Here is a 19,157-nt window from a genome sequence, read left to right as displayed (position 1 = left end):
GAATTACGACGCCGCTGCATAGCCGGCCTTTGGACTAGGGTTTGCCCCTCGGATACCCAACAAAACAGGCGAGGCCCGCTGGGCGGGCCTCGCCTTGGTTGAGACATTCACTTGCTGACGAATTGTGATGCGGGCCGGGTTAGTTGGCAGGGTTTACCACAGCGGGCTGCGGGGGCTGGCCGTAGCCGCGACCGCCGCCAAATCCGTTGCCTTGCCGACCTCTGCCTTGGCCGGGACCCATTCCGCGGCCCTGCATATATCGGCCCGAGTTCGGCGCCCAAGAGCAACCTTGGCCGCGACCGGGCCCCATGCCACGTCCCCAACCTTGTTGCATTCCCGGGCCCATTCCACGGCCGGCGCCTCGCCCGCGCCCCCGGCCAGCGAATTGCGCTCCGGGTCCTCGCCCAGCTCCACGACCAACGCCGCCCGCCCATACCGGCTGCAGCGAGTCGTTGCGCAGGTCAAACGTTTGTTGGTCATCGGTGATGCTCTTGGCAACCATCACGTTCTCGGCCAGTTCATCCGTATGGAAGCCCGTGATGGAGACAGTCTGTCCAATGGCAATGCTGTCGACAATGTCCTGCACCGCGGCTTGAGGACCGAGATGCACCTCGCGGGTGACATCATCGTCGCCGTCCAGTATCAAGTGCACGCCGATCAGCCCGCGACCCGTGGTGGCTTCGCAGGGGCCGATTTTGATCTCGGCAACGGTACCAGTGAAGGTTTCGAGCGTTGGCTTATCGACCTGCTGCGCGACGCCCTGGCGGCGGCCCGCGCCCCTCTGCCCCAAGGCGTCCGAGGTGAGTGCTCCGCACAGTAGCAGTGCGACAAGCGTTGGAAGGGTGAAGTTTCTCATGATTTGGCTCCTTATGCATAGAGTTGGACTGGTTTTGCCACGAACTGGCTCTCGGGGCTGCAAGATTTGCACACCCGCGAGTCCCACGGATGACGAGTGTTTGCACGATCGACTCGCCTTCGCGTGGCAAACCTAGACAGTACACATTGCGTGCCAAAGCAGAACTCGGAAGAGAAGAACGCTCTAGCCGTCGTAGTCCATGGCCCGCAACTTGTAGATAAGACCTCGCCGGCTGATGCCCAACTTGCGGGCCGCCTGCGTGCGATTGCCGTCGCACTCGTCCAGCGTCGCCAGGATCGTGGCCCGCTCGACTTGCGACAGCCTGCCTTGCTCGTCCCCATCGGCCTCGACCGCCAGAGCTTGCACCTTCGCGGGCAGATGTTCGGGCATGACGACGTCGCCACGACAAAGCAGGCAGGCCCGCTGAATGGCATTGCGAAGCTCGCGGACGTTGCCGGGCCACTGGTACGCGAGCAAGCAATTCAGTGCCTGTGGCGACAAGCGAACCGCAGCCCCCACGAACTCGGAGCCCAACCGACGGACCAAGGCCGGAATGTCCTCGCGCCGCTCGCGTAGCGGTGGGACCTGCAACTCAACGACGTTCAGCCGGTAGTACAGGTCTTCGCGAAATGTGTTGTTCTGCACGGCCTGCTCGAGTTCTCGGTTAGTCGCCGCGACCAATCGCACGTCGACGGCCACTGGGCGATCGGCGCCGACGGGTGTCACCTCCTTGGCTTCCAATGCGCGGAGCAGTTTGGGCTGCAGGTGCATAGGCAGTTCGCCAATCTCGTCGAGAAAAAGCGTTCCACCCTCGGCAGCGCGAAAGTAGCCCTCGCGCGTAGCGGAAGCTCCCGTGAACGCGCCCTTGAGATGCCCGAACAGTTCGCTCTCGATCAGCGTCTCGGGCAATCCGGCGCAGTTGGCGGCAATCAGCGGCTGAGCGGCTCGATCGCTCCAACGATGGATCAGATCGGCCACTACCTCCTTGCCCACCCCGCTTTCGCCAGTGATCAATACTGGCGCGTCGGAAGGGGCAACCAATGCCGCAGTGCGCAGCACCGCCCGCATCGCACCGCTTTCGGCCACCACACCAGCGGGCAGATCTGGGTGTTGGTCCGATTGACCATCCGTGGCCGCACGGCCCAGCGCGTCGGTAATGGCGGTCTGCAGTTCTTCGAGGTCGATCGGTTTGCTCAGGTAATCGTCCGCGCCACATTTTACGGCCTCTACCGCCTGACGCACATCGGCGAAACCGGTGATCAATAGCACGGGCAGGTCGGGCAGGCTCTGGCGGATGCGGCGCAACGTCTCCAGGCCGCTAATACCCCCCAGACGCACATCCAGCAACACCATGTCGGGTGGTTCGCGAGCAATTAACTCGAGCGCCGCCTCGCCCGATTCGACCTCGACGGGCGACATGCCGAGCGACTGCACAACGTCGCCCAGCAACTCGCGTTGGGGCGGTTCGTCGTCGACAATCAGAATGTGCAGCTCAGGTTGCGACACGGATTCCCTCGATCAGAAAGCAAGCACCACCAGACGGTCGGCCCTGGTATTGCACGGTCCAACCTTGCTGCTTCGACAGTTGTGACACAATCGCCAATCCCAACCCCGCGCCATCTTGGCGGGTGGTGACGTAGGGAGCAAACAACTGGTCGGCCATCTCAGCCGAGACCCCCGGACCGCGATCGGCAACGCTGACCACGGCCGCGCCGGCAGAGGCCTTTTCGAATTGCAGTTCAACAGTTGCTGCCCGCGGAGAGAAGGCAATCGCGTTCTGCAGCAGGTTAAACAGCACCTGCCGCAACAAGTTCGCGTCGGCCATGATCGTCTCGCACCCCGCCTCGATGTGCGACTGCAATTGTACCTCGGCTCCATCCAGATCGGGTTGCAGCAATACCGTAAGCTCCTCGACAAGGGGAGCAACCCGCGTGGACCGGAGTTCCGCGGTGCGAGGTCGGGCGTAGGCCAGGAACTGGTTGATACGGGCGGTTACGCGGTCGCACTCCTCGACCAGTAACCGTAACCGCGAGTGGCCTTCGGCTGCAGATGCATTGCTGCCGTTGAGCATCAGCTTCTGCAGTCCCGCCCGAATCACTCCCAGTGGATTACGAGTCTCGTGGGCCAGTCCGGACGCCGCCTGGCTGAGATTCTCCAGGCGTTGCTTCTCCACCTGCAGCAACTGGGATTGGCTGCGTGCTTCAACTGTCCGCATCATGGCGGCCCAGGCGAATCCCAGCGCGGCCAATACCACGCCCCCCGCCAGCACCATGGCCAGGCGCTGCCGGCCGGCCGATTGAATCGCTGCGTCGGCGGCCGTTCGGTCCAACAGCAGTGTAAGCCTCAGTTTCAATGGTTCTCCTTCAGCCTCCAGATCGCGCGACCAGCTTGGACCGCCCGCTCCCTGCCCCTGGCCGCGCGGCATCATCAGCAGTTCCACTTGCTCGGATGTCTGCAGCCCCTGCGGTAACCACTGAGGCGACTCGTCGGTCGATTCCAGGAGGTTTGTTTCGCCCGCAGCAATCGACAGCCAGCCGCTTTGATCTCTCATCCGCACGGCCAACACGCCCGAGGTGCCCGTAATCTCATCCATCACGGCTTGCATCTGCTCCTCGAACACTCTGCCCAATCTGCGATGCGCGCGGGCGCCCCCCAGGAAAGCTTGCCGCAGTACCTCCGACTGACGCACGAGGTCGGCCCTGATACGATCGCGCTCGTGGCCATACTCGTGGTGTTGCCAAAAGGCAAACGCGAGCCACGCCACTAACAACGCGGCCACAACGGCGGCTTTCCTGACGACCGGATGCACGGTTCGTGTTGTCCAAATGAGTGATGAGACGGTGGTGCCTCCTAACACTCTATTCTATCCCAAACGCTGAGTGCCACGAAGCATCTAAGCCAACTGTTTCTACCAAGAAGTCGTACCATGCCACAGCGCTGCAAGTTTTGCACAGTCGAATGATTCGTGTCATACCATCGTTGCTCAGTATCTACGATCGCAACCAGGCAAGCTTGTCTTCAATAGAACAAAGTACTGCCCGTTTCCGAAACGGCGACGCGCATCCCTATCAACCTGCGCAATCCGGTCCAGCAGTTGCATGCACGCCTGACAGTCTTCGGCACGCGGTCTGTCGTTTTTGTTCCCATGGGGCCGCAACTTGTCACATCTACTTCAAGTGCGCCCGATGGTTGGCATCTGCCGCTCGTCTGGCTAGCTGGAAAGGAGCAACGAGGATGGCTCAACAGAATCATGCAAGTAAGAAGTCGGCTTGGTACCGCGCGGGGCGTATGCTCCGTAGCGAAGCGCTCGAGCGGCGCGAGGTGCTTTCGGCCGCAGGTTGGGGCGGGGTGCTTGCAGCCCCCCAGGATGGCGCGAACGGAGCTGGTGCTGGCGACTGCGACACCGTGCAGGTCGCAGGGCAAGGCGGCGCTGCCGCACAGCAGCAAATGCGCATGCGCCCGGCAACGCGGAGTGCCTTGTTCGGCGGCTATCAGGAAAGCACTCCCCAACAAAAAAGCCAGCAGGGTGCGGGACAAGGAAGTGCTGCGCTGCTCGGCGGTGATCTCGACTCCCAAGAGACCGCCGATCTGCTGCATATGCGGCAGGAAGAAAAGCTGGCCCTGGATGTCTACCGCACTCTAGGCGAGCAGCACCAGGTGGCGATCTTCGACAACATCGCCAATGCCGAACAGCAACACCTGGATGCCATGGGCAGCCTGATTGATAAGTACGGACTGGATGATCCCATCGAAGGTTACACGATGGGGCAGTTCCAAGACCCAACGCTTCAGGGCTTGTACGACACGCTAATCGCCCAAGGGGCCGAGTCGCTGGCGCAGGCCTACCAGGTGGGTATCACGATTGAGGAGCTTGATATCGTCGACCTGCAGCAGGCAATCACTACCACCGACAACGCCGATCTCACACAAGCCTACGGCAATCTGTTGGCTGGTTCCGAAAACCATCTGGCGGCGTTCACTGCGGCTTCCGAAGGCCGCAATACAATCGGCGTTAGCTGCACGGGTTCGGGCGCAGGTGCCGAAGGATCCCAGTCCAGTGGACAGGCGACCCAAAGTGGAGACCGGCAACAGACTCGGCGACAGGACCAACTGCGAGTCGATCCGCAACAATGCGACCAACAGGATTCCGAGCAACAGCAGTTGCAGGATCGAGACCGCGCATTTGAGGAACTGGGAACCCAGCAGGGTGATCCATTGCGGACTCAAACGCAAGACCGAGTAAAGGATCTATCGAGCGACCTACAGCAAGAACGCCTGCGAGGCAGACGTTAATCGCAAACTCTTCGCTGTAAGCTACCCTGCGCCAAGACGCCCGGCGCCGCTTTGTGCGGTGTGCGGGCGTTTTGCTTGAAACTCCGAGAGAGGCACTAGGGCTGCTGTCCTACCCAGACAGCAGAGACCGTGTCACTGGTCGAAACAGGACAACTTATCGCGCGAGCTTCGGCAATCCTTGGTCTTACCGGGCTACTTGCAGGGGACCTGCGCAGATAGAAGAGAGATTTGCGCGGACCTCAAATGAACGCGGCAGCCACGATTGTTACGATTTGATCAGGTGGCTTTCCACTCTGGGGATGCGTGTATCCCTAGACGACTCTTTTACTTACGGGGATCGGTCACTGTGCTCGGATGTTGCCCTGAAAACGGATGGCTTGGTGTGATGAAACGCAGCTACTTGATCTTATTGCATTCGCTGCTGGCGATTGGCCTGCTGGCTTCGCAATGCTTGGCCGAAACGCCCGCCCCCAGTGTCGAGCGAGAATTTCGCGCGGCATGGATCGCCACGGTGGCCAACATCGATTGGCCCAGCCGGCCAGGGCTATCGCCCGAAGAGCAGCGGCAGGAGATGATCGCGCTGTTGGACCTGGCACGCGACCTGCGCATGAATGCCGTGGTCTTCCAAGTCCGTCCCGGGTGCGACGCCATGTATGAGTCGCAGTTGGAACCTTGGTCGGAGTATCTGACGGGTACACCCGGCGAGGGCCCCGCGGATGGCTATGACCCGCTGGAGTTTGCCGTGCAGGCGGCGCACGACCGAGGTTTGGAACTGCACGCCTGGTTCAACCCCTACAGGGCGTGGCACGCCTCGTCCAAGAGCGAGGTCCCGCCAAACCATATCAGCAAGACGCACCCCGAGATGGTCAAGAAATACGGCAGCTATCTGTGGCTCGACCCGGGCGATCCGGCCGCGGCCAATCATAGCTGCAACGTAATCCTCGACGTGGTCCGTCGGTACGACATCGATGCGATCCACTTCGACGACTATTTCTACCCCTATCCGGTAACTGACGAGGACAAGCAAGAGGTTCCTTTTCCCGACGATGCGAGTTGGGCCCAATACAAAGAGCAAACACCGGCCGCCCAGCGTCTGTCGCGCGACGATTGGCGTCGCGACAACGTCAATCGGTTTCTGGCGCGAGTGGCCAAGGAGACGAAACAAATCAAACCCTGGGTGCGATTTGGCGTAAGCCCCTTCGGCATTTATCGCCCGGGTCACCCCGCGTCGATTCAAGGATTCGACGCCTACGACAAGCTGTACGCCGATTCGAAGAAATGGCTCAACGAAGGCACCGTCGATTACTTCAGCCCTCAACTCTACTGGCCAATCGACCAAAAGGCGCAGAGCTTCCCTGTGCTGCTAAAGTGGTGGCAGCAACAAAACACCCACCAGCGGCACCTGTGGCCCGGCCTGTTCACCTCGAAGGTGCTGGCCGACGGCGCGGGATGGAAGCCCACCGAGATTGAGCAGCAGATCGATGTGGTACGCACTGACATTTCCGCCCCTGGCCATATCCACTTCAGCATCAAGGCCATTCAGCAGAATCGAAGCGGCCTGCAGGATTTGCTTCGCGAACAGGTCTACACCTCGCCGGCACTGCCTCCGGCCACAACCTGGTGCCAGCTGCCCAACTCCACAGGCGGCCAGCACTCGATCGGCGTGGCCGTAAAGGATGGGACGACTCGCGTCGCATTGCAGCCCGAAAGTGGCAAGGCCCCTTGGCTTTGGCTGGTGCAGTGCCATATTGGGGACCAGTGGCAGACGCAGATCATCCCTGGCGGCCAAACGGACTGCACTTTCCCCGGCACGGTTGCTACCAAGCAGGATGTAGTCGTCTATCCGGTGGACCGGCTCAACCAGATTGGCAATGCCATTGGACCCTCCGAGTTCGAGACCAACTGAGAACACGTGAAGCACTCACCAACATCAACCGATCCGTCGGCCGAAGATGCCGAATCCGGGCTCAGCAATTCGGGAACCGCAACCAACGACGCCGACACGCTCGATCCCTCTCAATCTCCTGCTGCATCCGATGGCGATCAGAAAACTACCTCGGCATGGAGCTGGGTGCCGAGTCTGTACTTCGCCGAGGCGGTTCCGTTCGAACTGGTGATGACCGTCTCGGTCATCTTCTACAAGGGGATGGGCGTTTCCAACACGGACATCACCCTGTACACCGGGCTGCTCTATCTGCCTTGGATGATCAAGCCGATATGGAGTCCACTGGTCGACGTGCTGTGGACCAAGCGGGCGTGGATTCTGGCAATGCAACTTGCCATCGCCGCGGGTATGCTCGGTATCGCTCTATGCGCCACGAACGAGTTGTTTTTCGTCTTGACGCTCAGTTTTTTCTGGCTGCTCGCGATAGCTTCGGCCACGCACGACATCGCCGCCGACGGTTTCTATATGATCGGCATGAGCGCCCATCAGCAAGCCTTCTTTGTCGGCATCCGTAGTTCGTTCTACCGATTGGGCATTATCGCCAGTCGCGGATTGTTAGTAATGCTGGCCGGCATGATGATCGACTCGGCGCTGCCCACCGGCACTGCCTGGTCCTGGACATTCATGCTGGCGGCCGCGGTATTTGCCGTGATCGCCGCGTACCATGCGGTAATGCTTCCCCGGCGTGAAAAGCTCGCCAAAGAAGACTCCGACAGAGACCTGGCCAGCGAAATAGTCAGCACGGTGACCACCTTCTTTCAGAAGCCGGGCATCGTCATGGGACTGGCTTACCTGCTGCTATACCGCTTCGCCGAGGCCCAACTCGCCAAGATTGCTCCGCTCTTCATGCTCGACGATCGCTCGGCTGGCGGGTTGGGACTGACCGAGACCGATACCGGATTCATCTACGGCACGGCCGGAGTCCTGATGCTGGTCCTCGGTGGCATTCTGGGCGGGCTCGCCATCGCCCGACACGGGTTGGGCAAGTGGATCTTCTGGATGGCAGTGGCCATCAACCTGCCGAACGCGGTGTATATCGTCATGGCCTACACGATGCCCACGCAGATTTGGGTGGTCACCGCGGGCGTTGCCATCGAACAGTTTGGTTATGGCTTTGGCTTCGCCGGCTACATGCTCTATATGCTGTACCTTTCGCAAGGAAGTCATCAAACAGCCCACTTTGCCATCTGCACCGGCCTGATGGCCGCCGGCATGATGTTGCCAGGAATGTACTCCGGGGCGATTCAGGAATGGTTGGGTTACCAATGGTTCTTCGTCTGGGTCATCATCGCGACGATTCCCAGCTTCATCGTGACTTGGCTGGTGAAGATCGATCCCGATTTTGGCCGCAACAAAGGCGAACCGGGGTAACGGCCGTATGTCGCCTCTAATAAACATGCAGGTGTCGGATGCCCCGGCCATGCTGGAATTGTGGACATCGGCCGCACCCCACGAACGGCTGAGTCGGCCGCTACTCGAGGAAAAAATCTGGGGCGACCCTGACTTTCGGCCCGAGCTAGCCCTGGTGTGCAAAGACCAACAGCAGCTGCAGGGCTTTGGAGTAGCGGTCTGCCGACGCAAGGACGACAGTACGATGGGGTACATTAAGTTGCTGGCCGTAGCGCCGAAGTTGCAGCAGAGTGGCATCGGCTCGGCGATCTATAAGCAACTGGAACAGCGCTGCCGCGACCTGGGTGCCCTGGAAATACGGGTGGCGGAGTCGGCCCCCAATTACTTGCATCCGGGCGTCGACGAACGAAACGTCGCGGCCATCGCCTTCTTCACCAAGCACCACTACGGCGAAATCGGGCGGGCTTGCAACATGACGGTCGATCTCGGCCAGTGGGAAAAAGAATATCGCCAGGCGGCGTTCGGCACCGACCCTTCTCATCCGATAAGGGTCGTGCGAGCTACCTCCGCCTACGCTCCCGCGATCCGCGAGTTCATCAACCTTCACTGGCCGACGTGGTGGGGGGAGGTTTCCGTTGCTCTGCGAAATGCCCCCATCAGCTTGTTTCTCGCGCTGGAAGAGGGAAAGGTCATTGGATTTGCCGCCCATGATGCGAATAATCGTGGCACTGGCTGGTTTGGCCCCATGGGCACCTGTCCCCAGCAACGCGGGCGGGGCATCGGACGGGTGCTGCTGGCCCATTGCCTGGACGACATGCGCAGGCAAGGCAACGAGAGTGCCACGATACCTTGGGTAGGCCCCGTCGATTTTTACCGCCATCATTGCGGCGCTGTTGTGGACCGACACTTTGTACGACTAGCAAAAAGCCTGACATGAATTCACTCGCCTCGGAAGTGGCCAAGTTCTTGCCTTCGACACTGGAAGAAAAGATTGGGCAACTGATCAACGTCAGAATCGGATCGAATCTGCCTCCGATTCGCACGGTCGATGAAGACGCCGAACGTATTGCGCAGCTCATCGACCGTTGCCCCATTGGGGGACTTACGCTGTTCAATGGGCGCTGGCCTTCAACTCGCCAGGTGCTGGAGCAATTGCAGGCCGCTGCAAAGATACCGCTGCTGGTTGGTTCCGACATCGAGCGTGGATGTGGCCAACAGATGCACGGCATGAGTGTCCTGCCTCACGCCGGCGCCTTCGGCGCCGCCAGCGACAAGCAGCAGACCGATGGCGACCAGTTGGCATGGGAATTTGGCGAAGCAACCGCCATGGAAGCTCGAATGGCAGGCATCAACGTTGCCTTCGCACCGGTGGCCGACACCAACACCAATCCACGCAACCCAATCATCGCCATTCGCGCCTTCGGTTCCACTCCATCCAAGGTGGCCAGCATGGTGGCCGGCTTTGTACGGGGGTGCGAAGCACTCGGAGTCGCCACGGCAGCCAAACATTTCCCCGGTCATGGCGACACGGAACAGGACTCTCACGACTCGCTGCCGATGGTGAGTCGAGATGCAGCCTCCATCGCCACGACCGAGTTACCTCCCTTCGAAAGTGCTGTCGCGTCGGGGTGCTCGATGGTCATGACGGCCCACGTAGCCTATCCGGCCCTGGATGCCAGCGGCGTGCCGGCCACGCTATCCTCAGCGATTCTCCAAGACCTGCTCCGCCACAAGCTTGGTTTCGAAGGAGTCATTTGCAGCGATAGCTTGTTGATGTCGGGCGTGCGAGACCGCTTCGACAGCGAGGGCGAGTTGTGCCTGGCCGCGCTATTGGCCGGTGTCGATTGGCTGCTCGACGTCGCGGATCCGGAATCCGTGATCGACTACCTCGTACGCTGCGTGTCGGATGGCCGCCTTGAGGAGTCGAGGATCGACGAGTCGGTGCATCGCATCGCCAAGCTGAAGCAGCGTGTCTGCCTGAAACCACTCGAACTCGAGAGCAACGCGGCGAACGCTGACATGCCAGCTCAACTGGCGCAGCGAGTCGCCTTGCAGGCCACGACGCCATGCGGAACGGAAACGGCCGTGGCGTTGAGTTGCGACAAGCCTGTTACTTGCTTACTGGCCAAGCCGTTCGCCACGCCACTCGATCCTCCGGAGCAACCCTTCGCAGCAGCGCTGCGTGAACACTTCAGCCACGTCGAGTACTTCGAACTCGCTCCGGGCACCGACACCGCCCAAATGCAAGCTGCCCGCGAAACAGCACAGCAGAGCCAGCAGTTGGTCCTGGCCATGATCGTGAAACCGGCCGCCTGGCATCAATTCGGCCTTCTGGACTACCAACTCGAGTTATTCAAGGAACTCTCCCAACGGCCCGGCGCGGTCGTCATCTCGCTGGGCGTACGAGAAATCCTCGACCAGTTCCCAGCCGCCGCCAGCAAGATCTGCACGTTCAGCGATGTGGCTGTTTCGCAACAAGCAGTCGTCCGCTATTTGGCGGGCGAGTAAGATCGCCCGCCGTAACGTGAGCAAACAACCATCGCCGCTAAGGCGCGCCCGCATTGTGGCGGCGTCGAACCGACTCACGCGATTCTTCCACTCGTTGCCAACACGTGGAGCTCCGTCGGCAAGCACTCCTGAAAACCTGCTAAATCTGGCCGCCGGCAAGCTCGTGTGGTAGGCTAGTGGTGACGGAGGGAAGCTGTCGTTACGGGCGTTTCGACCATCTCCACCTTTTGCCACGTGGCAGGAACAAGCAGGTGAGTAGCGTGCTCTCTTTAGGCGTCTTGCGACGCTTCACACTCGCCGGATTGGTGTTCGGTTGCGTCACGCTGCCCGGCTTCGGCGACCAGCAAGCGGTGCACCCCGAACAGAGTTGCTATCTCTGTGAAGACCTGGTCACCTTCGATCTGGTCGTCGCTGCCCCCGCGGGCGAACGCGTGCATGTCGACTATCGCCTGGCGTCGGGGCAACGGACCATTGCGCGTGGCACAGCGGATTTGCGGACGGAAGCGATTGATGGCGAAAATTACATCCGACTGCCAATCAATCTCAGCGAGGTTCAGCTAAAGACGATTGTCACGCTCCAATTCGAGGCTACCCTCACCGCGAACGACCAGCGAAGCGAGTTGTCGAAAATCATTCATCTGTACCCGGTTGATCCGCAGATACCACTCGAGTTCTCATATGAAGAGATGGGAATTCATCTATACGATCCCCAAGGCGATACGGCAAAGCTCCTGGCCGATAGCCGGATACCGCACGTTCGCTTGAGAAGTCTGGGCGCGGTCGAATCCATAACCAAGGACGTGCTGGTGATTGGCCAGGGCGTGTCGTTCAAGAAACAGCGAAGCCTGAGCGAAACCATCGTCAGCGCCGCCCGCCGTGGGGTGCCGGTGCTTTGCCTCGCCCCGGCGGGAGGGACTCTGCAAGTTGACGTTACCGATCAGGGCGACCGTCTGAGTCCAGCAGAGTTTGTCGTGGGCGACGGCAATTGGCCGCACCGATACGACAAACGACTCGATTTGCTGCCGACTCCGTTCGGCTTCTCTTTGCAAAGCGATGGGGAACGTCTGGAGTTCACTTTTCAAGAAGACCCAGATGCCCAAATTTGGAATGGGTCAAATCTAGTGTTTACACGCGACGGCGATTTTAAACCTGGTAAGATCGAAGTAAGCTGTAGTCCACTGCTGGAAAACTGGCAAACCAGTCCGGTGCCCAGATACACCTTGGCCTATTGCCTGCTACGCCTCCATTCACCCGCAGAAATCGATGAGAGCCATGACCAGTAAGAAGACTCGATGGGTGCTATTATTGTCCGCAGGACTGCTGCTCTGCCCAAGTTGGACACAAGCACAAGACGCGGATCTCAACGTCGGTGGCACCGCCACCGAAGACTTGGGATTCGATCTAATTGACTATCCCATCGCCATCCTGCCCTTCAGCGAGCGGGGCAAAGAGGTGCAGGGGCTCGGCAATCAGGTGTCGGATCTGCTGTTTGCCAATTTGATTGTCGACCCCGACCTGTTAATCGTCGACCGGGAAGACCTGCAAAAGACGCTCGACGAAGCGGAGCTGAATCTCACGGGCCTGGTCCGACAGCAGGAAGCGATTGCTATCGGCCACATGACCGGCGCCAAGCTGATTCTCACCGGCTCGGTCATGCAGATTGACAACAACATTCACATCGTGGCAAAGATCATCGGCACCGAAACCACTCGGGTGCGCGGGGCTGCGGTCAAAGGCGATGCGGGCGCCGACACCAGCGTGTTGGTCGAACAGCTGTCTCAACAACTTGCCGAAGCCATTCGCCAGCACGCCAATACGCTGGTGGCCAAACCAGTTGCCAAGGAAGATCGAGTCGCCAAGCTGAAACAAAAGCTTGGCAACAAGGACCTTCCCACCGTGGGCATCAAGATTGCCGAACGGCATGTGGGGCGTGCCACCATCGATCCCGCGGCCGAGACGGAAATGGTGCTATTCTTTTCCGGCGCTGGCTTCGACGTGATCGACAGCCAGCACTTGGCTAAGCATGAGGTCGATCTGATGGTCGAAGGGGAAGGGCTCAGCGAGTTCGCCTCCCGCCAAGGTAATCTCACGTCCGTGAAGGCTCGACTGGAAGTGAAAGTGATCGACCCCAAAACAGGCAAGGTCGTGGCGATTGATCGTCAGACCAGAGTCGGTGTCGACAACCTCGAATTGATCGCTGGCAAGAACGCCCTGCAACTGGCCGCGGCAGATATTGCAGAGCGCATTATTCCCAAGGCAGCCAATCCCGACAAATGATGCGTGGGTTCGATGCCGCCAGCCAAAGTCGATAGAGCGATCGTCAACTTTCATTGCGATTTTCGGCGAGAAGAACCATGGTCGCCTGCGCGTTCAGCGTCCCATACACGCCTCCGCAGCAGGCGTGGTTGGTGTGCTTCGCTAGGCGGGGTGTTGCTTGCCGCGTTCATGCTGCCCGGCTGTGGATCCTCCGCCTCGCAGCCTCTCCCAGAGAGCAGCGATGGCGCTGCGCGGCGGGCTAGCTCGACCGCGCCCCGATCAAATACTGCGCCACGCCCAAATCGTCCGCAACAAGACGACGTACGGTATCTGGTTCGCGACATTCCCGCGGACGGTATTGCAGAGGCTCTCAGCAAGGCACTTGCTTCCGCGACCATCGCGCGAGCCGAACTGGTTCAATCGCTCGCCGACCCACAGGCCACCTTTCCAGTTGCATCGCAAGCGAACCTGTGGCTCGAGGACTTTGTTCAACATCCCAACTGTGACGAGCAGGTCCGGGAACAGATATTCCAATTTCGGCGGGACCTGCGAGGCCAATCGCTCGCGGCACTGGAGCAACTACCTGACAATTCTTCCGCCTGCCGCAGGCATCTACTATGGGTCTTGCCCTTCCTCACGCGTTCGCCCGCCTGGTACGGCGAAACGGACAGCGAGAACCGGGCCATTCGTCAGCAAATGCTGGAGTGGGCAACAGCCAACACGGATTCTCAGTACGTTCTGTGGCAAATTGAGTCGGACGGGACCGCCGATCTCAATTTCTCCCGCGAGTCTTCTTCCTTGCTATCCAGGGCGAGCCCGTGGAGTTCATCCGCATTCAACGGCACGCCCCCGAGCCAGGCTCCGTCGAAGCTGCGCGTGAGCAGCACGCCGGTGGAGTACATCATGCGAGGTGCCGAAGGGGAAGGGTACCCGATGAAGGTCACCAGCATCCAGCAGGTGGGGGAATCGATGGATGTCGTGTGCGGGTTCAGCAGTTTGAAATCGTACGGAACGCGGTTCATTTGCCTAATGAAGGAACCGGGTGTACTGAAGCCGGTGTTATGGTTTGAAAACAAGAATTCGCTGGGGCGCGTCTGCTTCGACGGCAAGTATGCCTGGGTGCCCGTGAGTGGACCGACGTCGGGGTTCATCGCGGTCGATGTCGAGAGCGGCGAGCCAACCGGCATCGGCAAGCGCAATGGTCTCACCAAGGTGTCTAGCAGGGCCGCCGGCTTGGTTTTGGGAGAGGGGAAAACGCTGTGGATCGGCAGTTTCCGTGACGAGCAGCAGCAGACCCACCGCCTGCTGGAGCTGGACATCACTCCGTCCGGCGCAGTGAACATGGACTTCTACGATCCAACACCCGCACCAGCAGGCGGCCCGCTATTCACGGCCGGACGCCGCAAGGCTTATGACCTTCCCCTCGGGCCCAACTTCGTTCTGCCGGTGGGCGCCGCAAGCCAGCCACAGACGCAATTGCTCCTTGGACAATGGGCGCCGGGCAACATCTTGCTCGACATTCCGACCAGGCAGTACATCGCTGTGAAATCGCGAATTGGCGCTTACGTCAGCCACAACCAACTGGCCTTTCACCAAGGCAATGTTTACTGGACCACCCGCGAAAAGCTCATCCGCTGCGGCCCCGCTGATATCGACGAACGGACCGAGGTGGCCTCGGTTCCCGAACGCGGCTGTCTGCACTTCGACGAGACAGGGCGAATCTACCTGATCGGAACTAAAGTGTGGTCCGCCGCGAACGAGTACGCCGAGTTTCTGCCCGTGGAGAGCAACCTGCAACCTCTCGAACGAACCGATTTGCACGGCATGTACCACAGCGCGCACTACGGCGTATTGCTGGAGGCAAATGTCTCGAAAAAATGGCTGTTTTTCTCCCTCGAATTTGGAGAATCACAGTGACGCTCTACCACTCCAGCTATCTGACACCCCTGCTCGTGAGTGCCTTGGCATTCGCGGCCATGGTTCCGAAAGCCGCCACCGCGGAGGACCAGACTTGGGCGATCATCGCCAGCCCATCGGTCCGGGAGCTGGGAATTGCCGATCTGCTTACCGCTCGATTGACCAACCTGGAAGGCGTCTCGCTGGTCGAACGGGACGAGCAGGCGGTGGCACAAAACGAACTGGAACTCGCGGCCTTGTACCAAAGCACCTCGGCCCGCCAACGGATCGAGTTGGGCAAGCGCGTCGCGTCGCAGATGCTGATTGTGCTCGATCTCACCACGGTGCAGCAGGTCGACACGCAGGCGGCCGCTGCCCCGCGAAACAACAATCGAAGGGGAACCAATCGAAGAGGGACCGAATTCGAAGACGACGATCTGTCGGTTTCCGAGGTTCAAGTCTTGCGTGTGCTGATATGCCACTGCGCCACCGGGGTGCGAGTCGCCAGGCAGTCGATCAACTTGCCGACCACGCCCACCGAGACCGTCGTCGACGAGCTACAGAAAACGGTCACGCGGGCGCAGACGAAACTGCAGAATGGCCTGAAGTACATTGTCGGATTGAGCCCTCCCATCGCGAAGGGGGTTCGGCAGTACGACCGCCAGCTGCAAGCCTCCGTTGGCGAGTTGATCGAAAGCGCCCTGTTCGCGCAGCAGGGAGTGGCCGTGATCGAGTTGGAAGAAGCCCAAGCGATACTAGAGGAACTCTCGGAATCAGCCGATTCCGCCTTGGAACGAGCGGTTCCCGTGCTGCTGAGTCCGGAGCTCATTCCGCCGACGGGCGGGCACGCGAATCTGCAGGTCCCAGCCGTACGCTTGGTTGCCAAGTTTCACGATGGCAGCACGAAGCAGCAACTTGTGGAAGTCGATTCCCCCAGCAAGCTTGCCACGGCTTTGACGAAACCGATCCTGTCGCTGCTCGATGGTCTTCCAGATGGTTCCAATGCCGAAGCGAATGCCGAGTTTCAACGCAGTTGGCTGATCGAACAAGCAGATAACTGCACCCGGCTGGGCGAATGGAAGGCGGCCATCGACCTGCGACATGCCGCGCTGTTGATCGATGGCGAAGACACTCGGCAGCGAACGGAATTGCTACTGGACGAGCGATTGCTCCTGCGTCACCTGGCTACAACTCCGGCAGTGTACGCACCTTGGCCGGGGAAACCCAACACGGTCGATCGCGCCGTCGCAATTCTGGACATCTACTACGATCAACTGGCGCAGCAGGAGTTCTTGATTCGCAATGCCAAGGTCGATGCCATGGAAGCGAGAAGAATGATCACCTCCCAAGGTTACGCCGCGTACCAGTCGGGCTTGCGCAAGCAGGAAGTTGAGGCGAATCCAGAAATCACCACTCTGCTCGAACAAGCCGAGGCGCGCCGCAAGCAGCATCTAATGGCGATTGCTGCACCGCTATTTCAATTGCCCCTGCCGGAGGACCACGAGCAGGGATACAAGCGCAGGGCGTTGCGGGCCGACCTGCAGGACGGATTGTTAAGACTCGTTCACCGGCGAATCGACTTCAAAGACCCCCAAATCAAAGACGTCGAAGCTATGGCGCAGATCTGGATGACCGCCGTGCCTGATGGGCTGACCTATTCAAGTCCGCTGTCCAGCATCACCTATCAACTCTTCCCCGAGGCCAGAGATATTCAAGAGAAATCACGCTACCATCAACGCACCTACCAGGAACGCTCGATTACGGCCGAGCAGTGGGAAGCGTTGCTGATGACAATGAGCAATGTGGATCATACGTCGATGCGTTTGGCGGCCCGTGCAGAGTTGCTCAAATGGCGGTGGCACTTGATTGATGCGAATACGCCTCTAGAAGAGATTAAACTCCTGCACGACTTTGCCCTGGCAACCCAGTGTGAACTGGAAGCCTTTCCGGTGAAGGACAACCGTGGCCGTTCCTACTGGGGAGGTGGAGGTGACCCCAAGGTGGCCATCAAAAGCCTGACCTGGTTGCTCTATCGCTTTTCGATCATGCCCGATCCCTTCGGGCCGCGACGCCAACTTACGGCATCGCCCGCCCCGCAGAAACCTCGCGCGACCAAGCAAGGTCGCCGCGACAATTTCGTGCTGAACCTGACACCGCTGGAGCTTACGCTGGCGGAGCAAGACACCGCGCTGCCCAACCCAGATGGCCGTCACAGGTTCGTGTGGCGAGGTTTCAACTACGGCGGCCCCAGACGCAACGACGGCCCACACTGGCTGGCTTGCGGCGATGAGCTGGATGTCTTGTGGTCTAGTCAGGCCGTTTTGTACATCGCCCAGCCAGGCACGGTGGAGCGTCTTACGATTGACGGGAAGCTGCTGACCGACGTGAACGATATACGTTTCGATGGCCAGCGGATCTGGATGGCTACCGGCAACGGCGAAATTCTGGTGTTCGATCAGCGACTCCAGTTAACGCATCGAATCGACTCGAAAGCAGGGCTACCAGGCGGCGAACACAATCTGCTGGTGCAACCCCTCGGTGGCGGCCGCGCAATGGCTACCGGCTCCTTCGGCAATCCGCTACGCTCGTGGTGCGCTATCATCGACCTGAGCGAAGCGGACACCAAGATTCACCTATTCCACGAAGCACGTGAGGTCGAGAGGCGGGAATTCGCGTTGGGCCCTGGCAAACGCTCATTGGAAGACCGGGCCAAACTGGGATTCGTTCCCATGTTCATCATTCAGGCCCCTTATGCCCGCACCGCGGGAGATACAATTGACGATGCAGTGTGCATTGGCATTGCACGAAGCCCCAATAACAGATGCGACGCGCTGCTATTTGTAGATGTCGATACGCTCCAGGTCACGGCGGCAACATCCGACCGTGTATTCGGATACGCTCGACAGAATGCGCTGTACGACCATAGCCAGTTTACGGTCATGGACGGCAAGGTGTATCACAGCTCGGCTTTCGACCACTTGCTGGCCGACCTCGGTGTAACGGGTCGCTGGCAAAACCAGTTGCGGCCTGCAGGGAACCGATGGCCATCCTTCATCCAATTGGGCTCCCATCTCCACCTACCGTTTGCAGATGCCTGGTACCTGATCGACCCAGCCGAAGAGACCGCAGAGAATCTTCTGCCCGACAGAATACGACAGCAATTGGCCATCGAACCTTCTACGTTCGTCAGGTCGGCACACTATGGACTTGTCGGCATCGGCAATACGGGGCGAATGTACCAGGTAGAGATGAAAGGGGATCGTCCCGCTTTGAATCTCTCCACCCCTCCGAGCCAGGCCTCCACGGATGGGCAGCCTTCGCAGTCTGCCCCCGCTCAGCTTCAGGCTTCCGCGGCATCGAATCAAGTGGCCAAGGTCACCCCGGCTGAGTTGGACACCATGCGTAGCCATATCGAGCAACTGACAGGTCGTGGAATCGAACTACCGGCCGAGCATCTCTCCATCTACAAGTCTGGGTATGGGAGTTTGGATTGCCTGATGCCACGCATCTCGAGCCACGACGCCTATCTCGACCCACCCGTTAAGAAGGACGGATACCGATACGACTTTGTGGATGGGCGGCTGGTGCAGATTACGTCGGTGGAGACCGATTTGCCGCACACCGAGATTTACTACGACGACAGTGGCCTCCCAATGCTTGTTGTGACCTTTTACACGGACCAGCGAACAAACAAGCACCGCCCCACGAGATACAAATGGGCGAGTTTCGACGAGCAGCAGCGATTGCAGCGGGTGGTTGAGTTTAACGACGAGATGAGTGTCGCGTCGATATACGTGCTGGAAACCGAGGGCAACTACCTATCGCGCGACCAGTTAACCTACTCGCCAGATGGCGTGCTCAGGCGTCGCTCTTCCTCGCAGCCCCCCGTGGACCAGGATGGCCAGCCATTGACGTCGGCGGAGTTGGCTCGCGCGGCTTACTCGCCACTTCAGCAGAAGTTGCTGGAGCCGACGCGGATCGGGCTGCAGCCCTACTATCCAATGTCGGGTTCCATCGCGGGAGAGTGATCGACGGGCAGCGGGCAACCGATTC

General features: G+C 59.8%; 12 protein-coding genes. 9 read left to right on the top strand and 3 right to left on the bottom strand.

What is annotated here, in order from left to right:
* Nucleotides 1-139: 139 nt before the first annotated feature.
* From NG895_RS29705 to NG895_RS30740, 3 genes are all read right to left on the bottom strand, one after another.
* On the bottom strand, nt 140-856 hold the full coding sequence (locus NG895_RS29705; protein WP_252856209.1) for a MamS/MamX family magnetosome protein: 717 nt from the start codon (nt 854-856) through the stop codon (nt 140-142).
* 183 nt (nt 857-1,039) lie between these two features.
* Nucleotides 1,040-2,362 (bottom strand): sigma-54-dependent transcriptional regulator, encoded by a 1,323-nt coding sequence (locus NG895_RS29700; RefSeq protein WP_252856208.1) that lies wholly within the window; start codon nt 2,360-2,362, stop codon nt 1,040-1,042.
* Nucleotides 2,349-3,665, bottom strand: coding sequence for a sensor histidine kinase (locus NG895_RS30740; protein WP_252856207.1), 1,317 nt, complete (start codon nt 3,663-3,665; stop codon nt 2,349-2,351). Before NG895_RS30740 ends, NG895_RS29700 begins: the two co-directional genes overlap by 14 nt.
* Before the next feature lie 425 nt (nt 3,666-4,090).
* On the opposite strand from NG895_RS30740, the gene NG895_RS29690 reads away from it, so the two are divergent.
* The 9 genes from NG895_RS29690 (at nt 4,091) to NG895_RS29650 (ending at nt 19,132) form a co-directional block, all read left to right on the top strand.
* The gene (locus tag NG895_RS29690) at nt 4,091-5,149 is read left to right on the top strand and encodes a DUF2202 domain-containing protein (RefSeq protein ID WP_252856206.1); all 1,059 of its coding nucleotides are present in this window, start codon (nt 4,091-4,093) and stop codon (nt 5,147-5,149) included.
* A gap of 385 nt (nt 5,150-5,534) precedes the next feature.
* The gene (locus NG895_RS29685) at nt 5,535-7,055 is read left to right on the top strand and encodes a glycoside hydrolase family 10-like protein (RefSeq protein ID WP_252856205.1); all 1,521 of its coding nucleotides are present in this window, start codon (nt 5,535-5,537) and stop codon (nt 7,053-7,055) included.
* 6 nt (nt 7,056-7,061) lie between these two features.
* On the top strand, nt 7,062-8,465 hold the full coding sequence (locus NG895_RS29680; protein WP_252856204.1) for an MFS transporter: 1,404 nt from the start codon (nt 7,062-7,064) through the stop codon (nt 8,463-8,465).
* 7 nt (nt 8,466-8,472) lie between these two features.
* Nucleotides 8,473-9,381 (top strand): GNAT family N-acetyltransferase, encoded by a 909-nt coding sequence (locus NG895_RS29675; protein WP_252856203.1) that lies wholly within the window; start codon nt 8,473-8,475, stop codon nt 9,379-9,381.
* Nucleotides 9,378-10,952, top strand: coding sequence for a glycoside hydrolase family 3 protein (locus tag NG895_RS29670; RefSeq protein WP_252856202.1), 1,575 nt, complete (start codon nt 9,378-9,380; stop codon nt 10,950-10,952). The genes NG895_RS29675 and NG895_RS29670 overlap by 4 nt, the downstream gene beginning before the upstream one ends.
* A 251-nt stretch (nt 10,953-11,203) precedes the next feature.
* Entirely contained in the window at nt 11,204-12,235 is a 1,032-nt protein-coding gene (locus NG895_RS29665; protein ID WP_252856201.1) for a hypothetical protein, read from the top strand.
* A complete protein-coding gene (locus NG895_RS29660; RefSeq protein ID WP_252856200.1) occupies nt 12,225-13,229 on the top strand; it encodes a CsgG/HfaB family protein in 1,005 nt (334 codons plus the stop codon). The genes NG895_RS29665 and NG895_RS29660 overlap by 11 nt, the downstream gene beginning before the upstream one ends.
* A gap of 603 nt (nt 13,230-13,832) precedes the next feature.
* Nucleotides 13,833-15,125, top strand: coding sequence for a hypothetical protein (locus tag NG895_RS29655; RefSeq protein WP_252856199.1), 1,293 nt, complete (start codon nt 13,833-13,835; stop codon nt 15,123-15,125).
* The gene (locus NG895_RS29650) at nt 15,122-19,132 is read left to right on the top strand and encodes a hypothetical protein (protein WP_252856198.1); all 4,011 of its coding nucleotides are present in this window, start codon (nt 15,122-15,124) and stop codon (nt 19,130-19,132) included. Before NG895_RS29655 ends, NG895_RS29650 begins: the two co-directional genes overlap by 4 nt.
* The last annotated feature ends 25 nt before the right edge of the window (nt 19,133-19,157 follow it).

Source organism: Aeoliella straminimaris (assembly GCF_024054565.1).
GTDB lineage: Bacteria > Planctomycetota > Planctomycetia > Pirellulales > Lacipirellulaceae > Aeoliella > Aeoliella straminimaris.
Note: the sequence above shows the minus strand (reverse complement) of the source record. Positions and strands in the feature narration are given on the sequence as shown.

Coding starts and splice junctions, on each gene's coding strand:
- NG895_RS29690 (WP_252856206.1), top strand. CDS start 4,091: ATGGCTCAACAGAATCATGCAAGTAAGAAGTCGGCTTGGTACCGCGCG.
- NG895_RS29705 (WP_252856209.1), bottom strand. CDS start 856: ATGAGAAACTTCACCCTTCCAACGCTTGTCGCACTGCTACTGTGCGGA.
- NG895_RS29675 (WP_252856203.1), top strand. CDS start 8,473: ATGTCGCCTCTAATAAACATGCAGGTGTCGGATGCCCCGGCCATGCTG.
- NG895_RS29670 (WP_252856202.1), top strand. CDS start 9,378: ATGAATTCACTCGCCTCGGAAGTGGCCAAGTTCTTGCCTTCGACACTG.
- NG895_RS29685 (WP_252856205.1), top strand. CDS start 5,535: ATGAAACGCAGCTACTTGATCTTATTGCATTCGCTGCTGGCGATTGGC.
- NG895_RS29660 (WP_252856200.1), top strand. CDS start 12,225: ATGACCAGTAAGAAGACTCGATGGGTGCTATTATTGTCCGCAGGACTG.